Source organism: Pseudactinotalea sp. HY160 (assembly GCF_009372055.1).
Taxonomy (GTDB): domain Bacteria; phylum Actinomycetota; class Actinomycetes; order Actinomycetales; family Beutenbergiaceae; genus HY158.
Genome location: NZ_WHMT01000001.1, coordinates 415,013 through 435,399 on the forward strand (window position 1 = coordinate 415,013; position 20,387 = coordinate 435,399).

11 protein-coding genes are annotated in these 20,387 nt (G+C 71.1%); 10 read left to right on the forward strand and 1 reads right to left on the reverse strand.

Annotated features, from left to right (window positions below; genetic code table 11):
• Positions 1–89 precede the first annotated feature (89 nt).
• The 4 genes from typA to GCG21_RS01910 all read left to right on the forward strand — a co-directional run bounded on the left by typA (position 90) and on the right by GCG21_RS01910 (position 6,246).
• Complete coding sequence (gene typA / locus GCG21_RS01895) at positions 90–2,003, forward strand: translational GTPase TypA (protein ID WP_152817548.1); 1,914 nt, start codon at positions 90–92, stop codon at positions 2,001–2,003.
• Positions 2,004–2,036: 33 nt separating this feature from the next.
• A complete protein-coding gene (locus tag GCG21_RS01900; protein WP_152817549.1) occupies positions 2,037–3,431 on the forward strand; it encodes a PIG-L family deacetylase in 1,395 nt (464 codons plus the stop codon).
• Positions 3,432–3,433: 2 nt separating this feature from the next.
• Complete coding sequence (locus GCG21_RS16055; protein WP_227993023.1) at positions 3,434–3,922, forward strand: flavin reductase family protein; 489 nt, start codon at positions 3,434–3,436, stop codon at positions 3,920–3,922.
• A 260-nt stretch (positions 3,923–4,182) separates the two neighbouring features.
• Positions 4,183–6,246, forward strand: a complete 2,064-nt coding sequence (locus GCG21_RS01910; RefSeq protein WP_194164883.1) for a VanW family protein — start codon at positions 4,183–4,185, stop codon at positions 6,244–6,246.
• Positions 6,247–6,253: 7 nt separating this feature from the next.
• Here GCG21_RS01910 and GCG21_RS01915 read toward each other — a convergent pair whose 3' ends face one another.
• A complete protein-coding gene (locus tag GCG21_RS01915) occupies positions 6,254–6,502 on the reverse strand; it encodes a hypothetical protein (RefSeq protein ID WP_152817551.1) in 249 nt (82 codons plus the stop codon).
• Positions 6,503–6,557: 55 nt separating this feature from the next.
• Between GCG21_RS01915 and fdxA the strand changes: the two genes are divergently transcribed.
• The 6 genes from fdxA (at position 6,558) to cls (ending at position 20,374) form a co-directional block, all read left to right on the forward strand.
• Positions 6,558–6,893: a ferredoxin gene (fdxA, locus tag GCG21_RS01920; protein WP_153877472.1), complete on the forward strand. Its 336-nt coding sequence runs from the start codon at positions 6,558–6,560 to the stop codon at positions 6,891–6,893.
• Positions 6,893–8,005, forward strand: coding sequence for a succinyldiaminopimelate transaminase (gene dapC, locus GCG21_RS01925; RefSeq protein ID WP_152817552.1), 1,113 nt, complete (start codon positions 6,893–6,895; stop codon positions 8,003–8,005). The genes fdxA and dapC overlap by 1 nt, the downstream gene beginning before the upstream one ends.
• A 55-nt stretch (positions 8,006–8,060) precedes the next feature.
• The gene (locus GCG21_RS01930) at positions 8,061–9,359 is read left to right on the forward strand and encodes a citrate synthase (protein WP_152817553.1); all 1,299 of its coding nucleotides are present in this window, start codon (positions 8,061–8,063) and stop codon (positions 9,357–9,359) included.
• Positions 9,360–9,485: 126 nt separating this feature from the next.
• A complete protein-coding gene (locus GCG21_RS01935; RefSeq protein WP_152817554.1) occupies positions 9,486–12,959 on the forward strand; it encodes a DUF1349 domain-containing protein in 3,474 nt (1,157 codons plus the stop codon).
• A 206-nt stretch (positions 12,960–13,165) separates the two neighbouring features.
• Positions 13,166–18,781 carry a glycoside hydrolase domain-containing protein gene (locus GCG21_RS01940; protein WP_152817555.1) on the forward strand — a complete coding sequence of 1,872 codons (5,616 nt, stop codon included), beginning with the start codon at positions 13,166–13,168 and terminating at the stop codon, positions 18,779–18,781.
• Between the two features lie 141 nt (positions 18,782–18,922).
• On the forward strand, positions 18,923–20,374 hold the full coding sequence (cls, locus tag GCG21_RS01945) for a cardiolipin synthase (RefSeq protein WP_370517210.1): 1,452 nt from the start codon (positions 18,923–18,925) through the stop codon (positions 20,372–20,374).
• The last annotated feature ends 13 nt before the right edge of the window (positions 20,375–20,387 follow it).

A 20,387-nucleotide genomic window follows, 5' to 3' on the forward strand; every position in this document is an offset into this window, starting at 1 on the left:
TTCCCCAGGAGGGGGCGGCCCCGCCCGGCCGGCCCCGCGCATCGGCCCGGTACCCGAGTGCCCCGCCCCACCCAGTAGAGGAAACCCCTATGGCAGCTGCCACCCACCGGCGTTCCAACCTGCGCAACGTCGCAATCGTCGCGCACGTCGACCACGGCAAGACCACCCTCGTGGACTCGATGCTGTGGACCTCCGGCGCGTTCGGCGGCCACGCGCACGTGGACACCCGGGCGATGGACTCCGGCGACCTGGAGCGCGAGAAGGGGATCACGATCCTCGCCAAGAACACGGCCGTGCAGTATCACGGGCCGGCCGCCGCCGACATCGACGGCGGCGTGATCGTCAACGTGATCGACACCCCGGGGCACGCGGACTTCGGCGGCGAGGTCGAGCGCGGGCTGTCGATGGTCGACGGCGTCGTGCTGCTCGTCGACGCCTCCGAGGGACCGCTCCCGCAGACCCGGTTCGTGCTCCGCAAGGCGCTCGCGGCGAAACTGCCCGTCATCCTCGTGGTGAACAAGGTCGACCGGCCCGACGCCCGCATCACCGCGGTCGTCTCCGAGACCACCGACCTGCTGCTCGCCCTCGCCTCGGACGTGGCCGAGGAGGTGCCCGACCTCGACCTCGACGCCCTGCTCGACCTGCCCGTCGTCTACGCCTCGGCCAAGGCCCGCCGCGCCTCCCTCACCCAGCCGGCCGACGGCGCGATGCCGGACGGGGAGGACATGGAGGCGCTCTTCGCCACCATCCTCGAGCGGATCCCCGCCCCCGCGTACACGCCGGGAGCGCCCCTGCAGGCGCAGGTGACGAACCTCGACGCCTCCCCCTTCCTCGGCCGCCTCGCTCTGCTGCGGGTGTTCAACGGCACCCTGACCAAGGGCCAGTCCGTGGCCCGGATCAGCCTCGACGGCACGGTGAGCCACGTGCGGATCGCGGAACTGCTGCGCACCCAGGCCCTCGAGCGGGTGCCCGCCGAATCGGCCGAGGCCGGCGACATCGTGGCCGTCGCGGGCATCGAGGACATCATGATCGGCGAGACCCTCGCCGACCCCGACCATGCCGAGGCGCTGCCCCCGATCGTCGTGGACGAGCCCGCCATCTCGATGACCATCGGCATCAACACCTCTCCGCTCGCCGGTCGCGTCAAGGGTGCGAAGGTGACCGCCCGGCAGGTGAAGGACCGCCTCGACCGGGAACTCGTGGGCAACGTGTCCATCCGGGTGCTGCCCACGGAGCGGCCCGATGCCTGGCAGGTCCAGGGCCGCGGCGAGCTCGCGCTGTCGATCCTGGTGGAGCAGATGCGCCGCGAGGGCTTCGAGCTGACCGTCGGCAAGCCCCAGGTCGTCACCCGCGTCATCGACGGCAAGGTGCACGAGCCGATGGAGCGGCTCACGGTCGACGTGCCCGAGGAGTACCTCGGCTCGGTCACCCAGCTGCTCGCGAGCCGCCACGGCCGGATGGACTCGATGACCAACCACGGCACCGGCTGGGTACGGATGGAGTTCGTGGTGCCCGCGCGCGGCCTCATCGGCTTCCGCACCCGCTTCCTCACCGACACCCGCGGCACCGGGATCGCGGCCGCGATCGCCGACGGCTACCAGCCGTGGGTGGGCCCGATCGAACTGCGGTCGAACGGTTCGCTCGTGGCGGACCGGGCGGGGCAGGCCACGCCGTTCGCGATGACCAACCTGCAGGACCGCGGCACGTTCTTCGTCGAGCCGACCTCCGAGGTGTACGGCGGCCAGGTCGTGGGCGAGAACAGCCGCGGCGACGACATGGACGTGAACATCACCAAGGAGAAGAAGCAGACGAACATGCGGGCGGCGGCCGCCGACACGTTCGAGAACCTCACCCCCTCGCGCCGGCTCACCCTCGAGGAGTCCCTCGAGTTCACGCGCGAGGACGAATGCGTCGAGGTGACCCCGGAGGCCGTGCGCATCCGTAAGGTGATCCTCGACCAGCACGAGCGGGGGAAGGTCGCCGCCCGCGCACGCAAGAACTGACCGCGCCCCGCGGGGAGCAGCAAGGAGGATCCGGTGCAGGCAGCCGGTCACGAGGCGCACGTCCCCTCGCAGGAACGATCCGAGCCGGTCGAGTCGCCCGAGCCGGCCGTGCTCGCGTTCTTCGCCCACCCGGACGACGAGACCCTCGGCGCGGGGGGCGCGATCGCCCGGCTCGCCCGCACGAACCGCGTGCACCTCGTCACCGCCACCCGCGGGGAGCTCGGCGAGCGGATGGGCCCGGTCGCCGAGCGGGCCCACGCCGACCCGATCGCGCTCGCCGGGATCCGGGTGGGCGAGCTCGCCGCGGCCGCGCGCGCCCTGGGGATCGAGAGCCACCGCTTCCTCGACGAGCTCGACGGCGCACCCGACGGGCGGGTCTACACCGATTCCGGCATGGCCTGGGCGGACGACCTGCGCCGCCGGGCGGTCCCGGCCCCCGGCGCCGCGCCGACCGCCTTCTCCGCGGGCGATCTGGAGGAGGAGGCACGGATCCTCGCGGTTGAGATCGAGCGGCTGCGCCCCCGCCTCGTTCTCACCGAGGAGGTGGGCGGTGGCTACGGCCACCCGGATCACGTCCGCGCCCACGCCGTCGCCGTGCGGGCGGTCGAGATCGCGGTGCCGCGATGGCGGGTGCCCGTCGTCGCGGCTACCGTGCGAGACCACGCAGCCCTCGTGCGCGCCCAGGAGTGGGTCGCCGGTCACCCGGCGCGGCCCGCGGCCGATGTCTTCGGCGCCCCGCTGCGCGCCCCCGACCCGGCCGCGCCCCAATCCTCCGGCGCCCAGGAGCGACCCGACCTCGTGATCGACACGAGCGCGCAGTCCGATCAGGTCATCGCCGCGATGACGGCGCACCACACCCAGGTGCACGAGGTCACCCGGGTCCCCGGCGGGCTGGACGCCGCCGGGTGGTACGCGTTGACGAACAACGACCTGCAGCCGATCCTCACCCACGCCGCGTTCGCGGTCGTCGCGGGCCACGGCTCGCGGGAGGAGCTGGCGGACGCGTTCACGGGGCCGACCCGTGGGCGCCCGCCCGGCCCGGTCCCGGTCGGACCCGCGACCCGCTGGGCCTTCGCCGGACTGGGTGTGGGCGCCGGCGCGCTCGCGGGAGCGGTCACGACCGTCATGCACCGATCGGTCGCGCCGTGGGGGCTCATCGCGGGCATCGCCGTGCTGTACGCCGGAATGCTGCTCGCCCGGAGCCTGGGCGATCGGTGGGCCGCGAACGGCTTCGGCGCGGGTGTCCTCGGGATCGTGCTGGCCATGACCGCGTGGCGCCCGGCCGGGGACGTGATCATCGTCCAGGACGTGCTCGGCCTCGGCTGGCTCGCCGCGGTGTTCGCCGCCGTGCTCGCGGGAATGCTCGCGCCGAGCTCGTGGTTCGCGCTGGGTTGGCGGCCCCGCGCGAGCGAGCGGGGGCAACGGTGACGATGGACGGCGAGGAGTACCGCGCGCTCATGTCCCGCCTCGTCAGCGGCGTGAGCGTCGTGGCCCTGCGGGACGGCCACCACGACCTCGCGATGACGGCCACCTCCGTCGTCTCCGTGGCGCTCGAACCGCCCACCGTGCTCTTCGCCGTGCACGCGGACGCACGTCTGGCCGAGCGGATCGAGACGGGCGCCGAGTGGGCCGTGAGCATCCTGGGCCCGACGGGCGGCTCCGACGCCGAGTGGCTCGCCAGCCCGGGGCGGCCGACGATCGGCCAGCTCGACCGGGTCCCCCATCGCCGGGGCGAGCTGACCGGCGCGGCCGTCCTCGAGTCCGCCTCCGCCTGGCTCGAGGCGCGGACCGTGTGGACCAAGGAGGCCGCCAGCCACCTCGTGGTGGTCGGGGAGGTACTCTCCGGCGGCGTGCGCCCCGGCGTCGCCGGCGCGACCGTGCACGCCTTCGGCCGCCTCGAGACCTTCCCCGCCTCCTGAGCCGTCCGCCTGATGCGGGCGCAAAGTGTGTCCGAATCGTTCCCATACGATCGACTCGGCGGGTCGCGCGCCCCGTAGAATGCCGGACGGAGTAGTGGACCCAGGGAGGGTATTGCGTGACCGACGGCTTCGAACGTCCTGGCGATGATGTGCCGGACGATGAGACACAGGTCCTTCCAGCGGTGTCGGGTCCAGCCCCCGCCGATACAGCCGATGTAGCCGACACGGCCGACACGGACGCTCCTGCCGATGCCACCGACGTGACCGGTACCGCCGACCCGGCCGACCCTGCAGACCTGGCAGACCCGGCAGACCCGGCAGACCCTGCAGACCCGGCCGATCCGGCCGATCCGGCCGATGCAGCCGATGTGAGCGACTCTGCCGACTCTGCCGATTCTGTCGCCACGGCCGCCCTGCCACTCCTCGGCCCGGCGGCGGCCGGCCCGCAGTCCGAGCACGTGCCCGCTCCCGCCGAGCCCGCTCCCGAACCCGAGATCGCAGGCGAGGTCGAGACGATGCCCCCGACGCCCCCCACGGCACAAACCTCACAGCCGGCACAGACGCGACCCGTCCGGCGGCGGCGCGGACGCCGGATCGGCCTGGTGAGCGGCCTCGTCGTGTTCGTGCTCGCGGCCGCCTACCTCGGGGCCGCCTGGTACTTCAGCGACCGGGTCCCCTCGGGCACCACGGTCGCCGGGGTGGACATCGCCGGCCAGGCCCGCACGGACGCGATCACCGCCCTCGAGGACTCGCTCGCCGAGATCGTCGCCGCCCCCATACCGGTCGTCCTCGGGACACCGGAGGCGGACGCCTCGTCGATCCTCGACGCGGAGGAGGAACGCGCCTCCCAGATCGACCCGGACGCCTTCACGTTCGATGCCGCCGCGACCGTCGACTCCCTCATCGGCTTCTCCCTGGAGCCCGGACGACTCCTCGACCACCTCTTCGGCGGCGGGGCGGTGGATCCGGTGACCCGGGTCGACACCGAGGCGGTCACGGCGGCCGTCGAGGCGCTGGCCCCCGACCTGCAGATCCCCCCGGTCGAGGGCTCGATCGAGCTCTCGGACGGCGCGGCGAACGTGACCGCTCCCGAGAACGGCGTCGACGTCGACGTCCCCGCCTCGGTCGACCTGCTCAGCGACGACTGGCTCACCGGCCGGCGGCCCTTCACGCTGCCCGTGGTGAGCGTCTCCCCGACCATCGACTCCGACGAGATCGACCGGGCGATGGCACAGCTCGTGGATCCGATCCTCTCCGGCCCGATCACCGTGCACCTCGCCGACGAGGCGACGGTCGAACTCACCCCCGCGGACCTCACCGCCGTGGCACACATCGTCGCCGACGGCGACCGGCTCACGCTCGAGGTGATGGAGACCGAGGCGAGCGACCTGGTCGGCGAGCGGGCGTCGTCCATAGGCAAGACCGCCCAGGACGCCCGGATCGTGATCGAGGGCGGCAAGCCCACGATCGTCCCCAGCAAGACGGGGGCCGGCGTGGATCCGGCCGAGCTCGCCGGCCTCATCTCGGCGGCCGCGACGGCGACCGGCGACGGGCGCGAGGCCACGCTCGACCTGGCCACGACCGAACCGGAATTCACGACCGAGGACGCCGAGAAGCTCAAGGTCACGGAGCGCGTGTCCTACTTCTCCACGCCGATGCCGTACAACCCCGTGCGCACCCAGAACCTGCTCACCGGCACGAAGAAGGTGACGAACACCCTCGTCAAGCCCGGTGAGACGTTCTCGCTCATCGACGCCCTCGGCCCGATCGACGCGGCCCACGGGTACACCTCGTCGGGGGTCGTGGTGAGCGGTTTCGCGACCGAGGCGATGGGCGGCGGGCTCTCGCAGCTGTCGACCACGACCTTCAACGCCGCCTACGAGGCCGGTATGGAGGACGTGAGCCACAAACCGCACTCGCGCTATTTCAGCCGCTACCCCGAGGGGCGCGAGGCCACGATGTTCGCCCCGTCCCTCGACATGAAGTGGCGCAACAACACCCCCTACGGCGTGCTCGTGCAGGCCTGGGTCGCCGATTCCAAGACGCAGGTCGCGTTCTGGTCCACCCCGTACTGGGACGTGTCGATTCAGACCGGGCCGCGCCGGAACATCACCCCACCCACGACCGTCTACAACACGGCCTCGACCTGCGCCCCCGAATCGGGCGGCCAGTCCGGATTCACCGTTCACATCGAGCGCACCGTCTCCCACGACGGCGCGCGCAACGAGGAGTATTCGGGCGGCTACTCCCACACCTATCAGCCGTGGAACAAGGTCGTGTGCGGGCCGAAGCCGGACCCGGACGACAAGAAGTCGGACGACTGAGAGGCCGTCAGGCCGGGCCGCCGGGCTCGGTCGGATCGGGGTGGCGGGGGCGACGCACGGGCGCGGGCGGCACGAGCTTGGCGTGGGTGATGAGCTCGCCCGGAACGGCCACCGGGCCGCGTTTCGTGGCGATCTCGACGCCGGAAGCATCGACGCGCAGGACGACCCCGAGCGCGTCGGTCACGCCGCCGGGGATGCGATAACGAACGACGACTCGACTGCCCACGGGCCAGGTGGCCCACCCCGTGTTACCCATGGTGCGATACTAGGGGCGGTGTTCCGCTGGCGTCGCGTGAGAAGGAGGACCACTCGTGACCTACATAATCGCTGAGCCATGCGTGGATGTGAAGGACAAGGCGTGCGTCGACGAATGTCCGGTGGACTGCATCTACGAGGGCGAACGGATGCTGTACATCCACCCCGACGAGTGCGTGGACTGCGGTGCCTGTGAGCCCGTGTGCCCGGTCGAGGCGATCTACTACGAGGACGATGTGCCCGAGCAGTGGAGCGGCTACTACGACGTGAACGTCGACTTCTTCGACGAGCTGGGCTCGCCGGGGGGTGCCGCGAAGCTCGGCCTCATCCCGACCGATCACCCGGTCGTGGCGGCGCTGCCGGCGGGCGTGAACGACCACCTCACGTCCTGATGGGGTTCGCGGCCTTCGACGAGGGCTATCCGTGGGACGAGTTGCGCCCGTACGCCGAGACGGCGCGGGCCCACCCGGGCGGGATCGTCGACCTGTCGATCGGCACGCCGGTCGATCCGACCCCGCTCGCGATCCAGGCCGCCCTGCGGGAGGCGGCCGATTCGCCCGGGTACCCGACCGTGGCCGGGTCGCTCGAGCTGCGCGAGGCGATGGCGGCCTGGTGGGCGCGGCGCCGGCGCACCGAGGTCGACGAGACCGCCGTGCTCTCCACGATCGGCTCGAAGGAGTTCGTGGGGCTGCTGCCCTCGATGCTCGGGATCGGCCCGGGCGACGCGGTGGTCATCCCGACCGTCGCCTACCCGACCTACGCCGTGGGGGCACGGCTGGCGGGGGCGAGCGTGGTGCCCGCCGACGACCCCCAGGAGTGGGCGGGGCGCGCGGACGTGCGGCTCGTGTGGATCAACTCGCCCTCGAACCCGACCGGCGCCGTGATCCCCGCCGAGCACCAGGCCCGCATCGTCGCCGCGGCCCGGGAGGTCGGGGCGGTCGTGGCGGCCGACGAGTGCTACGCCGAGCTGCCCTGGAACGAGCCGTGGACCTCCCACGGGGTGCCGTGCCTGCTCGAGGACGCGGTGAGCGGCGGTGACCACACCGGTCTGCTCGCCGCGTACTCGCTGTCGAAGCAGTCGAACCTGGCCGGATACCGGGCCGCGTTCGTGGCCGGGGACCCGGAGCTCATCGCCCGGCTCACGCTGCTGCGGCGCCACCTCGGGATGATGCTGCCCGCGCCCGTGCAGGCCGCGATGCTCACGGCGCTGACCGAGACCTCCCACGTGCTCGACCAGCGGCGGATCTACCTGCACCGGCGTGAGCGGCTGCTCGGGGCGCTCGAGCGGGCCGGCTACGGCGTGGACCACTCGGATGCGGGCCTGTACCTGTGGGCGCGCAAGGGCGGCCGCACGACCTGGGACCTCGTGGGCGACCTCGCGGAGCTGGGAATCCTCGTGGGGCCGGGGACCTTCTACGGCCCGGGCGGTGAGGGGTACGTGCGCATCGCCCTGAGCGCGACTGACGAACGCATCACAGCCGCCGCCGCGCGCCTGGGCGCCTAGATTCGAAGGGCTAGAATCGACCGGAGATTCTGGCTGACCAATGAAGGGTTCATCTATGTCCGAGACACCGCTCACGCCCGCGACGTTCCGAGTGGACGACAAGGAACTCGAGTTTCGGCGGGTGGCCGCGGTAGAGGGCAACGACGGTGTTGTCATCTCCAATCTGCTCAAGGAGACCGGGCTGGTCACGCTCGACCTGGGCTTCGGCAACACCGCGAACACCGAATCGAAGATCACCTACATCGACGGCGGCGCCGGCATCCTGCGCTACCGCGGCTACCCGATCGACCAGCTCGCCGAGTCCTCGACCTTCCTCGAGACCGCCTACCTGCTCATCAACGGCGAACTCCCCACCGGGAGCGAGCTCGAGGCGTTCACCGAGCGCATCAACCGCCACACCCTCCTGCACGAGAACTTCCAGAAGTTCTTCACCGCCTTCCCGCTCGACGCGCACCCCATGTCGATCCTGCAGGCGGGGATCGCGGGCCTGAGTACGTACTACGAGCACACCCTCGACCCCTACGACCCGGAGCAGCTCGAGCTCGCCACGGTGCTGCTGCTGGCGAAGGTGCCGACGATGATCGCGAACATCGCCAAGCGCGCCACCGGCCTGCCGCAGCTCTACCCGGACGTGAACAAGGGCTATATCGAGGACTTCCTGCGGATGACCTTCGGCCTGCCCTTCCAGAACGCCGACCCGGACCCGGTGCTCGTGCGGGCGCTCGACATGCTGCTCATCCTCCACGCCGACCACGAGCAGAACTGCTCCGCCTCGACCGTGCGCATGGTCGGCTCGGCGGACGCGAACATCTTCTCCTCCGTCTCGGCGGGGATCGGGGCGCTCTCCGGCCCGCTGCACGGCGGTGCGAACGAGGCCGTGCTCGCGATGCTCAACCGCATCCACGACTCGGACGACGACGTCGACACCTTCATGACGAAGGTGAAGAACAAGGAGAGCGGCGTGCGCCTCATGGGCTTCGGCCACCGGGTGTACAAGAACTACGACCCGCGCGCGGCCATCGTCAAGAAGTCCGCCGACGAGGTGCTCGCCAAGCTCGGGGTCTCCGACCCGCTCCTCGACATCGCCCGCGAGCTCGAGGAGATCGCGCTGAGCGACGACTACTTCATCGAGCGCAAGCTCTACCCGAACGTCGACTTCTACACCGGCCTCATCTACAAGGCCATGGGCTTCCCGACCTCGCTCTTCACCCCGCTCTTCGCCCTCGGGCGCATGCCGGGTTGGATCGCCCAGTACCGCGAGATGATCACGGACCCGACCAAGCGGATCGGCCGGCCGCGGCAGGTCTACACCGGGGCCGCCGAGCGCGAGTACGTGGCGATCGACGCCCGCTGACGGCGCGCCGCCTCGAGCGGGGACGGTCGCCCACCTCCGGTGTGGGTGGGCGTCCCCGCTGCTCGTAGGGATGATGGATTCCGTTCGATCTGGACGGAAAGTGGTCAACTAGCTACAATGTCTCACATGTATGAACACAATGAGGTGCGACGTCATTCGAGTCGTGGCCGACACGCCCGCGGAATCGTCGGCATGACCGGGATCGCGGCGCTGCTGGCCGTTCCGTTCGTCGCCGGTCCGGCCACCGCCGCGCCCGACCTGCTCGATCCGGCGGAGCTGAACGTGACCACGGTCGGATACACCGCGGACGAGCCCGCCGAGCGCGACGATGCGGCGCTCCCGCGGCACGCCGACCAGCGCACGGTGGTCGACGTGACCGCCTTCGGGGCCGACCCGACCGGGGCGGAGGACTCCGCTGCGGCGATCCGCGACGCGTTCGCCCATGCGCGCGGGATCGACGGGCCGGTGACGATCTCCTTCCCCTGCGGGCAGTACCGCATCTACCCCGAGGCCACCGAGAAGCGCGAGCTGTACGTGTCGAACACGGTCGGCACCGACGCGTCCGTGCGCGAGAAGAGCATCGCGATGCTCATCGAGGGCATGGACGACGTGATCGTCGAGGGGAACGGCTCCCAGCTGACCTTCCACGGCAAGCAGAGTCAATTCGCCGTCATCGGCTCCACGGACGTGACGATCCGAGACCTCGGTACCGACTGGTACGCGCCCGGCACGCTCGACCTGACCGTCGTGGACACCGGCGTCGAGGACGGCCACGGCTACCGCGACATCCGCGTGCCCGCGGGCGTCGACTACACCCTGAACGGAGCCACCGCCACCTTCACGGGCGAAAAGAGCCCGGTGACCGGCGAGCCGTACTGGGCCTTCAACGCCGCCGACGCGGAGCCGTGGCAGAACCAGATCCGTGACCTGGCCACGGGAGACACCTGGCGTACCAACAATGCCGGCCTGCCGATCTGGCACGGCTCCCGGGACGTGCGAGAGCTGTCGCCGGGGCTCCTGCGTGTGAGCTACGCGTCGGCGACGGAACCCGAGGACGTCGCCCACGTCTACGAGATGCGCCACCTGCAACGGGACACACCCGCCGGCCTCATCTGGCAGTCCGAGCGCACGTCCGTCGAGGACATCGCCCTGCACTACCTGCACGGCTTCGGGATCGTGGGCCAGTTCTCGACGGACATCTCGATCGACCGGGCGCGGATGGTGACCGACCCGGGCACCTGGCGATCGACCGCCGGATTCGCCGACTTCATTCAGATGTCGGGGGTCGCGGGCACGGTCCAGGTCACCAACTCGCTCTTCGACGACCCGCACGACGACCCGATCAACATCCACGGCACCTACGTGCAGGTGACCGGCCTAGACCGCGCCGCCCGGCAGGTGACGCTTCGGTACATGCACAGCGAGACTGCCGGATTCCCGCAGTTCTATCCGGGTGACGAGCTGCGCTTCGTCAGCAAGTCGACACTCCTACCCGTTGCCGGCGGTACGGCGACGGTGACCGCCGTCGACGGCCCGAGTGGCCGCGACCACAGCCATGACCTGCGCACGATGACCATCACCCTCGACGGCGACATCCCCGCCGGGGTCGCTGTCGGGGACACCGTCGCCGAGAACCTCACCTACAACCCGGATGTCACGATCGCGGGCAACACGTTCCGCTCGGTGCCCACCCGCGGCATCCTCGTGACCACCCCCGGTGAGGTCGTGATCGAGCGCAACCACTTCGACCAGATGAACATGGCGAGCATCTACATCTCCGACGACGCGAACAACTGGTACGAGTCGAGCGCCGTGGAGGACGTGACGATTCGCAACAACATCTTCGACCGGCCCACCTCGGCCTACGCGACGATCTTCGTCGAGCCCATGAACGGCACGACCGTGCCCGGGCGCACCGTGCACAGCGGCATCGACATCGAGGCCAACAGGTTCGCCCTTCGCTCGGGCGGACGGCTCATCGACGCCAAGTCCGTCTCCGACCTGACGTTCGTGGGCAACCTCGTGCAGCACTGGGCGCCGACGGAGCCGGTCGCGCAGGCCTCGTCCGCGGCGCTGTTCACGCTCCGCGGAAGTGAGCGCGTCGAGATCTCAGGCAATACCTACGCCGACGGATTCAACGTGCGGGCGAACATCTCCGGGATGGATCCCTCTCAGATCACGGGCGGGGAGGTCGCGATCGGTGAGGATGCCATGACCGGCGATCCGGCCGCGCGGGCGGTCTTCGCCGACGACGTCGCGGTCGTGCGCGAGGATCCCGGCTCCTGGCGCGCGCTCGACGTCGACACTCTGTCGGTGCGGGCGGGCGCACTCGGCCTGTGGCAGGAGCAGGACGCCGCCACGAATATCGTGTTGAGCGACACTTCCGCACCCGAGGCGGTGACCGTCAAGGTCTCGGGTGCGACTGCCGGCGGCTGGGAGGAGGCCGGCCTGGTCTTCTATGCCGGTGACGGCGACTATGTGACGGTCCAGCGCAAGCACGACGGGGGCTCCCCGAAGCTCGCAGTCGTCACGGAGCAGGGAGGCGTCGCCAGCGAAACAGATCGCATTCCCGATCCGGGTGCGCAGGACCTGTGGCTCAGGCTCACCCGCACGGGGGACACCTTCACCGGCGCCTACTCCCTCGATGGGGCGACCTTCACCGACATCCGTACGGTGTCCAACCCCGCCGCTGCCACCGGGCGGGCCGGGATCCTCACCGCGGGGGTGAGTCCGGCACAGACCTGGTTCACGTACACGGACTGGACCGTGGACGGCTCCGCGCGCCCGTTCTTCTCCCAGGTGCCCGATGTCGTCGAGGCCCAGCCGGCGGCCGCTCTCGCGGACGTCGATTGGAGCGGGATCGGGTTCGAGGAGGGCGCCTCCCCGCTCACGTGGTTCGGACGCACGGGCCCGGATGTGACCGAGGTGTCGGCGCGCTTCGCGCCGGCGGTGGGGGTCTCGCTCGACCAGGTGTTGCTCAACAGTGAGGTCGTCACGGCGGCGGCCGGGGACTACCGGTTCCCGCTCGCCGCGGGGCCGAACGTCGTGGAGGTGCACACCTCCGACGACGCCGGCCGGGCGCAGACCTACCGTTGGGTCGTCCTCTCCGACCTCCCCGCGAAGGCCCCGGGCAGCGGCGTCGAGTGCGCGAACCCCGATCCGGACCCGGAGCCGACCACGGACCCGACGACCGACCCGGAGCCGACGACGGATCCCGACCCGACGACGGACCCGACCACGGATCCCGAGCCGACGACGGACCCCGACCCGACGACGGACCCGACCACGGATCCCGAGCCGACGACGGACCCCGACCCGACGACGGACCCGACCACGGACCCGGAGCCGACGACGGACCCGACGACGGATCCCGAGCCGACGACCGACCCCGACCCGAGCGCGGATTCCGACCCGACGACCGATCCCGAGCCGACGACGGATCCGACGACGCGCCCCTCCGCCGGCGCGGGCTCCGAGGCGCCGGGCGAGCTTCCCCAGACCGGCACGAGCCCGTTTGTACGCGATCTGGTTCTCGGTGGTGCGGCCGTGCTGCTCGCCGGGGGGATCGTGCTCGGCCTGCGTCGCCGGCTCGCGGGCTGACCGAACGCGACTGAACGCGACTGAACGCGACTGAACGTACCGAGCGCCGCGCCGATCACTTGTGACGGCGTGGCGCTCGTTGCGTTTACGATCCGTCATTGACTGACGTCCGCCGTGGACATATGATCACCGTGGTTCAAGTTGCCACGTCATCCGCTGTGCACTCGTGTGAACCGGCTGACCCACCCCGATGATGAGGATGCTCGATGAAGCGCGTTGGAATCCTGGCCGCCGCCGTGGCACTGGCCGTCCCACTCCTGGCGGTTCCCGCCGCGGCGCCCGCCCAGGGCGCCCCGGGTTCCGGCGAGTACCCGGCCGCGTCGGCCGGGGAGACGCTCACGGTGACCGACCTCGCGTCGCGGTACGAGGGATCGCACCTGCGCTACCGGATCCCGGCGCTCACCACGGCGCCCAACGGCGACCTGCTCGCCGTGTACGACGGCCGGCCGACGATGGCCGACCTGCCCTCGAACATCTCCGTGCTCCTGCGCCGCTCCACCGACGGCGGGAGGACCTGGCAGGAGCCGGAGGTCGTCCGTTCCGAACCGGCCCCGAACGGCTTCGGCGACCCGAGCGTGCTCGTCGACCGTGAGACCGACACGATCTTCGTGTTCTACGCCGCATCGATCAACCAGGGCTTCGCGGGCTCGGCCACCGGCAACGACCCGAGCGACCCGAACGTGCTCCACCCCGATGTGAGCATCTCCGAGGACAACGGCCTCACCTGGCGCCACGAACGCCTCACCGCACAGCTCAAGGAGCCCGCCTGGGGTGGGATGTTCGCCTCCTCCGGCGAGGGGATCCAGCTGCGGCAGGGCCCGCACGCGGGCCGCCTCATCCAGCAGTACGCGGTGCGCGCGAACGGCGGGAACTACGCCATGAGCGCCTTCAGCGACGACCACGGCCAGACCTGGCACCACAGCGAGCTCGTGGGCCCGGGCGCCGACGAGAACAAGACCGTCGAACTCGCCGACGGCACCGTCATGCTCAACAGCCGATCGGCCCCGTACCGGCAGGTCGCCACCTCCACCGACGGCGGGGAGAGCTACACCCCGTTCGCGCCCGACACGCAGCTCGAGGACCCCGCGAACAACGGCTCGATCATCCGCGCCTTCCCCGACGCCGCCCCGAGCGACCCGAAGGCGCAGCTCCTGCTCTTCAGCAACACCGAGGACACCGGCATCCGGCGCAACCTCACGGTCAAGATGTCCTGCGACTCCGGCGCGACCTGGCCGGTTCGCGCCGTGGTCGAGCCCGGCTCGGCCGGGTACTCCACGCTCACGGCGCTCCCCGGCCCGGGCGGCGACCTCGGCGGCTCCTACGGGCTGCTCTACGAGCGGGAGGGATACAACCATCTCTCCTACACCGCCTTCGACCTCGACTGGCTCGGCGGCGTCTGCGCGCCGATCGAGGTGAGCGCCCCGGGCGAGCTCGCCACCGGCTCGGCCGGGCTCGTCGACGTCGACGTCACGAACCAGACGGATGCCGTGCTCGCCGCCGGCACCGTGCGCATCGACGGGTGGTCCGAACCCGTTCCGACCCCCGCGATCCCCGCGGGCGAGAGCGCGACGGTCACGGTTCCCGTACGCGTGCCCGCCGGGATCGCCTCGGGCGCCGAGCAGGTGACGGTCCGCTACGAGACGGACGGGACGTCGTCCACACGCGTGACGACGCTCGAGGTGAGCGCCGACCTCGAGGAGGTGGTGAGCGCCCCCGGGCCCTGGACGCTGCCCGACGGGGACACCACGCATATCGACCTGACCGGCGAGCTCGAACAGGTGGCCGACCTCGCGGCCGGGAGCTTCTCGGTCACGTTCGCCACGGAACAGCGCCCGGCCGTCGGGGTGCTCCTGTCCGCCTCGGACTCCTCGAGCACGGTCAAGGACGTCATCCTCTCCCTCAACAGCGGCAAGCCCTACCTCGAGGTGCGCACCGGCGGCGGCTCCTATCCGAGCCGCATCACGACCGGCGTCGACGTGGCCGACGGCGAGGAGCACACGCTCACGGTCGTCGCGGACGCCGCCACGACCCGGCTACTCCTCGACGGTGAGGAGATCGGCCGTGGTGGCGCCGGGTTCTTCGCCTCCGTGAGCGACCTCGACTCCCTCCAGCTCGGCGCCTATCACGCCGCCGACGGCCCGCGCTGGCCGTTCACGGGCACGATCTCCGGCGTCTCGGTCAGCGCGCCCGCCGCTCCCGCCCCGGCGATCGAGGTGCTGCCGGTGCTCGATGCGACCTACCCCGGCGGCCGCGACGGCGTGCGTGACGACCTGATCGCGCCGTGGATCCGCATCGCGAACACGGGCAACGTGGCGCTGACCGACATCGTGCTCGAGGGCCCCGACAACTCCGCGACCTGCAACCGGGCGAACCCGCTCGGCCCGCGCGAATCGTACGTGTGCAAGTCCGTGCGCCACACCATCACGGACGCCGACGTCGCGGCCGGGCAGTGGGCGCCGACGTTCACCGCGACCGCGCGCGGGGCGGGCGCGGCCGTGACGACATCCGCGCGCCTGACACCCGTCGAGATCGCGGACCCCGGCGCACCGACGACCGGCTCGGCCGTCTGGATCCCGTCGGGAGACGTCGCCTCCTCCGCCATGGTGCGCGTGCCGCGCGCGGGCACGCATCACGAGAACCTGCCGGAGGCGACCGTGCTGCGGATGCAGGCCGCCGCCGGCGAACACGTCTCGAGCCAGCTCGCCGTCAGCGCCTTCGACGGACTCGAGCAGGTGAGCGCGCACGTCTCGGAGCTGAACTCGCCGGCGGGCACGATTCCCGCGGCCGCGACCCGGGTGCGCTTCCCCTCCTATATCCCGGACCTGGTGGCCGGCGGGGTCGTGGCCGACCCGCTGACCGAGGCGGCGAGCGTCGACGTGCCCGCGGGCCGCAACCAGGGGATCTGGTTCACGACGCTCGTTCCGGCCGGCACCGCGCCCGGCAGCTACACCGGCACGGTGACGGTCACGAGCGCCGGCGGCGAGCTCGGCACGTGGCCGGTCCAGATCGACGTGGCCGACATGGCCCTGCGCCCGGTCGACGAGCGGCCCTTCACCCTCGACATGTGGGCGCATCCGGACGCCGTCGCGGACCACCTCGGGCTCGAGCCCTGGAGTGCCGAGCACCTGACGGCTCTGGAGCCCTACCTGCAGGATCTGGCCGACCACGGCCAGCGGATCGTCGACGTGGCGATCGTCGAGGATCCCTGGCTCGTCGAGACCGACGGGGAATGGGCCCCGCAGACGCAGAGCCACTACCGCTCGAGCATCGAATGGCGATGGGACGGCGAGGAGTGGAGCTTCGACTACGACGCCTTCGACGCCTACGTCGAACTGAACGCCTCGGTAGGAATCTCCGATGCGATCCACGTGTTCGCGATGCTCCAGTTCCGCGACCGGGAGGTGCTCACCTACACCGACACCCGCACGGGCGAGCGCACCCAGGAGGTCGTCGACCGTTCGGGCGATCGCTACCGGGGTGCCTGGGGCGCGTTCCTCACCGACTTCCAGTCCCACCTCGAGGCACGGGGCTGGTTCGAGCGGACGCGCCTCGCCTTCGACGAGCGGCCCGTGTCGATCATGAACCAGGCCTTCGCCGTGATCGACGACGTCGCCCCCGCCTGGCGCGACCAGGTCGCCCTCGCCGCGAACTCGCTCGCCGAGGCCGATATCGCCGACTTCATCAGCTTCAACTACTCGTTCCTCGACAACGTGCCGGACGACCTCATCGCCCAGCGCGTCGAGGCGGGCGAGCCGACCCTGTTCTACACGTACTACGACCCGGTGCGCCCCAACACCGTGACCGCCTCACCGCCCGTGTCGACCCGATCGCTCGGGTGGATCGTCGAGCAGCGCGGCCTCGACGGCTACCTGCGCTGGACCTACAACTCCTGGCCCGCGGACGTGTACTCCGATCCGGCCTACCGGTACGGCCAGGGCGACGAGTACATCGTCTACCCGGGGGAGGACGGGCCGATCTCCTCGATCCGGTGGGAGAACTTCCGCACCGGCCAGGAGGACGCCGAGGTGCTCGACCAGGCGGCCGCCCTCGGGGGCCGGGTCGCGGCCGTGACCGACGGCGCGCTCGCGAGCATCGACCCGCGGGCGGAGGGTACGCCCGCGGCCTGGGCCGCGATGCTCCAGGCGAAGGCGGACGTGCTCGACGCGGCCTCGAGTGCCGTGGGCGTGAGTGCGACCTCCGAGGATGTCGTCGGCCGCGGGGGCCCCGCGGACCTGCGGGTGACCGTGACGGCCGGGGCCGAGGACCTGACCGGGCTGACCGTCGAACTCGACACTCTCGGTGGTGCCGCCGGGGCGGCGATCGACGTGCCCGCCGGCGAGACCGGCGAGTGGGACCTGTCCGTCGACATCCCGGAGTCGGCCCGCACGCTCATCGTGCTCTCCGGCCGGGTGCTCGACGCCGACGGGCAGGTCGTCGGGCACTTCACCGAGGTTCCTCTCGTCGGGGAACTCGTGAGCGCCGACGGCGAGATCGTTGCCTCGAAGTCGAACTCGCTCGACGCCTCCGAGCCGGTGATCCTCAGCGTGCCGGCCCGCAACCGATCGGCAGAGCCGCACGAGCTGACCCTCGCGCTCACCGACGGCGACTTCTGGCGCCTCGGTGAATCCGCGGTCACGCTGCCCGCCGGATTCGACGACGACCTGCTCATCGAGCTCTACCCCGACGGCGAGACCGGGTGGTCGACCGTGGGCGTCGCGCTGCTCGACGGCGAGGTGACTCTCGCCGCGGGCTCGTTCGACCTCGTCTCCGGCGGCGTGCACGTCTCCGACCTGGACTGGGTCTCCTCGACGAACGGGTGGGGTCCGGTGGAGCGGGACTCCTCCGTGGGCGAGGATGAGCCCGGGGACGGAGGGCCGCTCACCATCGGCGGCCGTGGCTACTCGAAGGGCCTCGGCGTGCACGCGGTCTCGACCGTCGTGATCGACGTGCCGGAGACGTGCACGACGTTCGTCTCGGATTACGGGATCGACGACGAGGTGGCCGGGGCGGCGAGCGTGACGTTCGAGCTGCTCGGCGACGGCGCACAACTGTGGGCCTCCGAGCTCGTGACCCCGGCGAGTGGACGCCAGCGGGTGGCCCAGGACCTCACCGGCGTCGGGCAGCTGACCCTGCGGGTCGGCGACGGCGGCAACGGCGTGGGCCAGGACCACGCGGACTGGGCCGGCGCCCACCTCGCCTGCGACGTGCCGGATTCCGGTGGCGGTGATTCCGGCGGCGGCACGGATGCCGACGCGGACGGTGGCACTGACGGTGGCACCGACGTCGATGGTGGCGCCGACGCGGGCGCCGAGGTCGACGGTGGCGCGGACGCGGGTGCCGACGTCGATGGTGGTGCGGACCAGAGCGGTGACGCCGACGCTGGTGCCGACGTCGATGGTGGCGCCGATGCCGGCGCCGACGCCGATGGTGGTACTGACGTCGACGGTGGTGCGGACCAGAGCGGTGACACCGACGCGGGCGCCGAGGTCGATGGTGGTTCGGACGCGAATGGCGCCGGCGTCGACTCCGACGGCGGCTCGCATGGTGTCGACGGCTCGGCGGAGTCTGCAGCTGACGGTACCGACGCTGCCGACGATGCCGACGCCGGCGCCGGCGCCGAGAGTGCGGCCGGCACCGCAGCTGCCGACGGCCCGGGCGACACGGGCGGCGTCACGAATTCCGGCAGCTCGGTCGATGACCGTGCCGGCGGGACCGACACCATGCCCGAGACCGGGGCCTCCGGGACCACGACGATCCTGGTCGCCATGGCGCTTCTCACGGCCGCCGGTGTCGTGCTGACTCGCCGAACCAGGATGGAGTGACTGCTCGCCACGCCGGCCTCGGCGATCAACTGAGCGGACGCGGCATTCTGTCGCGGTCGAGCGCCCCGACCTCGACAGAATGCCGCATCCGCGGCGGGTGTCCTGCCCGCACGACGATGGCCGGCCTGCCATCATGACCCTGTGAACGATGTCAGCATCTGGGCGGCGTCGCTCCTTGCCGCCCACGTGCTCATCATCCTGTTCACCGCGTTCTCCATCTCGGCCAACCGCAAGCCGTCCTCGGCGCTCGCCTGGTTGCTCGTGGTCATCTTCGTGCCGCTGCTCGGCGTGGTGGCCTACCTGCTCATCGGCACCGCGAAGCTGCCGCAGGATCGCCGCGACAAGCAGCGGTTCATCACCGAGCTGATCATGGCCCGCACGCCGGGTGACCTCGGTGCCGCCGCGCGCAGCACCACCTGGCCCGACTGGTTCGGCACGCTCGTCACCCTGAACCGCACCCTCGGCGCGCTGCCGATGCTGCCGAACAACCACGCCGAGCTCCTCACGGACTACGAGGGCATGATCGCCCGCATGGTCGACGACATCGACCGGGCCGAGAAGTACGTACACGTCGAGTTCTTCATCCTCGTGTGCGACGAGACCACGGCCCCGTTCTTCGACGCCCTCGCCCGGGCCCGGGAGCGCGGTGTCACGGTGCGGGTGCTGACCGATCACCTCTCCCAGCTGACCTACCCGTTCCGCCGGCGCACCGCCGAGCGGCTGGCGCGAATGGGCGCCGAATACCACGCGATGCTCCCGATCAGCCCGATCCGAAGCGGCCGCCGGCTCGATCTGCGAAACCACCGCAAGCTCGTGGTGATCGACGGACTCATCGGCCACACCGGGTCGATGAACCTCATCGCCGACCACTATCACAAGCGCACCGCGCTGCGCCGCGGCCTGCACTGGCGCGAGCTCATGATGCGCCTGCAGGGCCCGGTCGTGCGCGAGCTCGACGCCGTGTTCGCCACCGACTGGTACAGCGAGACCGACGAGCTGCTCCCGCTCGACTACACCGAACTACCCGAGACCGGCCCGGGCGCACTCGATGCCCAGGTGCTCCCGAGCGGGCCGAGCTTCGAGGCCGACAACAACCTCAAGCTCTTCGCGGCCGCGCTGCACAACGCCCGCCGCCGGGTGAGCGTGACCAGCCCCTACTTCGTGCCGGACCAGAGCGTGCTCGACGCGATGGTCACGGCCGCCCACCGGGGCCTGGAGGTGGAGCTCTTCGTGGCCGCCTCGAGTGACCAGTTCATGGTCTATCACGCCCAACGCTCCTATTACGAGGAACTCCTGCGCGCGGGAGTGCGGATCTTCCTGTACCACGCGCCCACGGTGCTGCACGCGAAGCACATCAGCCTCGACGACGAGGTGGCGATCATCGGCACGAGCAACATGGACGAACGCTCCCTCAGCCTCCACATGGAGCTCATGGTCATGTTCTCGGGGGAGTCGATCGTGGCCGACCTGCGGGCGGTCGAGGACGACTACCGCGCTCGCAGCCGGGAGCTCCACCTCGAGGAGTGGCTCGCCCGGCCCTACCGCGAACAATGGCTCGACAACGTCATGCGGCTCACGTCGGCCCTCATGTGAGCGACCGGTTGCC

Coding starts and splice junctions, on each gene's coding strand:
- GCG21_RS16055 (WP_227993023.1), top strand. CDS start 3,434: ATGGACGGCGAGGAGTACCGCGCGCTCATGTCCCGCCTCGTCAGCGGC.
- GCG21_RS01930 (WP_152817553.1), top strand. CDS start 8,061: ATGTCCGAGACACCGCTCACGCCCGCGACGTTCCGAGTGGACGACAAG.
- GCG21_RS01940 (WP_152817555.1), top strand. CDS start 13,166: ATGAAGCGCGTTGGAATCCTGGCCGCCGCCGTGGCACTGGCCGTCCCA.
- GCG21_RS01935 (WP_152817554.1), top strand. CDS start 9,486: ATGTATGAACACAATGAGGTGCGACGTCATTCGAGTCGTGGCCGACAC.
- GCG21_RS01915 (WP_152817551.1), bottom strand. CDS start 6,502: ATGGGTAACACGGGGTGGGCCACCTGGCCCGTGGGCAGTCGAGTCGTC.
- typA (WP_152817548.1), top strand. CDS start 90: ATGGCAGCTGCCACCCACCGGCGTTCCAACCTGCGCAACGTCGCAATC.
- dapC (WP_152817552.1), top strand. CDS start 6,893: ATGGGGTTCGCGGCCTTCGACGAGGGCTATCCGTGGGACGAGTTGCGC.